This is a genomic window from Kitasatospora sp. NPDC091257, from assembly GCF_044757675.1.
Lineage (GTDB): Bacteria > Actinomycetota > Actinomycetes > Streptomycetales > Streptomycetaceae > Kitasatospora > Kitasatospora lactacystinica.
Map to the genome: position 1 here is coordinate 1 of NZ_JBIVVI010001657.1, position 1495 is coordinate 1495.

The following is a 1495-nucleotide window of genomic DNA, read 5'->3' on the forward strand; positions in this document are numbered from 1 at the left end:
GCCGTGGCGTCCGGCGTCCGCGCCACCTGCGCCTCGAACAGGCCCGGCAACGTCCCCCCCGGCACCTCACGCGCCGTGTCGTTCCACCCGCGCAGCACCAACTCCCGCTGCCCGTCGTCAAGAACGGGAACCAGATCCAGCGAAGAAGTGGAATCCCCCTCCAGCCCGCCGACCAGGTTCTCCACCGCCGTGCACAGCAGACCGCAGACCACGTCCGAGTCCATCGGAGCGCACGCCTGCACCGTGAACCGGAACCCGACACCGGTGTCGTCCACCGACACCGTCAACGGGTAGTTCGTCCGCTCCTGAGCGTGGAGCAGCTGGATCCCGGCGATCGTCCGCGCCGTTCCGCCGCCGACCCCGCCGGTGGCGGCGGTGCGACGGTAGTTGAGGAGAGAGGTGAACAGCGGGCTCTGCGCCGGCAGGGCGGTCGCCTGCCGTGCCAGGGTCAGCGGGGCGTGCTCATGGGTCAGCAGCTCGCCCAACTGCACCTGTGCCGACCGCAGTCCGGTGCTCAGCCGCTGGGTGGCGTCGATGCGGATCGGCAGGGTGTTGATGTACAGACCCGGGGTCCGGCTCGCCGTGTCCCCAGCGTCCATCCGACCGAGCAGCACGGTGCCGAACACCGGATGCGTCTGGCCGGTCGTCGCGGCCGCGACACGGGCCCAGGCCAGGTGGAAGAACGCGGCGGCGCTCACGCCGTGCCGACGAGCCTGTTCGCGGACGCGCTCCGCCAGTTCGGCCGACAGCTCGACGATCACCTCGCCCGTGTCGGCGCCGTCGCCGTGGGTGTCGAGCACGCCGTAGGGTGCGGTCGGCTCCTCGACGTCACCGAGCGCCCGCTCGAAGTACACGCGGTGCTGCTCGGCGCTGACGGCCAGGCGCGCGTGCGCGACGAAGTCGCGGTACGGCGCCGGCTCCGGCAGCCGCTGGACGTCCTGCTCCAGGTGCGCGCGCACCTCGTCCAGCAGGATCTCCAGCGCGGTGTGGTCGCGGATCAGGTGGTGGCTGCGCAGGGCCATCAACCACCGCCCACCGACGGCGTCCTGAGCAATCGTCAGATCGATCAGGGGTGCCCGGCGGACGTCCATCGCGGACGGGCAGGCCGCCAGCAGCTGCGCCACGACATCGTCACCGACACCGGCGTCGGCACCGGCCGGAAGGGCGATCTCGGAGACGGCCAGCGGAGCCTGCCGCAGGACGACCTGGAGCGGCTGGGAGAGCCCCTCCCAGAGCACGGCCGTCCGCAGGATGTCGTGCCGGTCCACCACGGACTGCAGCGCGGACACGAATCCGTCGACCCGCTCCCGCGAGTCGAAGGCCAGCACCGTCGGGAAGACGTAGATGTCACGCCCCTCGTCGGCGTCCAGCAGGTGGTGGAAGAAGATGCCCTCCTGCAGCGGCGCCAGCGGATAGACGTCCGCGACGTTCGCCGCACCGCCCGGGACCTGCTCCACGATCCGCGCGAGATCGTCCTCGGTGACCTCGGCCAGCG

General features: G+C 71.6%; 1 protein-coding gene. It reads right to left on the minus strand.

Features of this window, described 5'->3' with window-relative positions; translation table 11 throughout:
- On the minus strand, window positions 1–1495 hold a 1495-nt coding region (locus ACIQOV_RS41065; protein ID WP_401056203.1), incomplete at both ends, for a condensation domain-containing protein.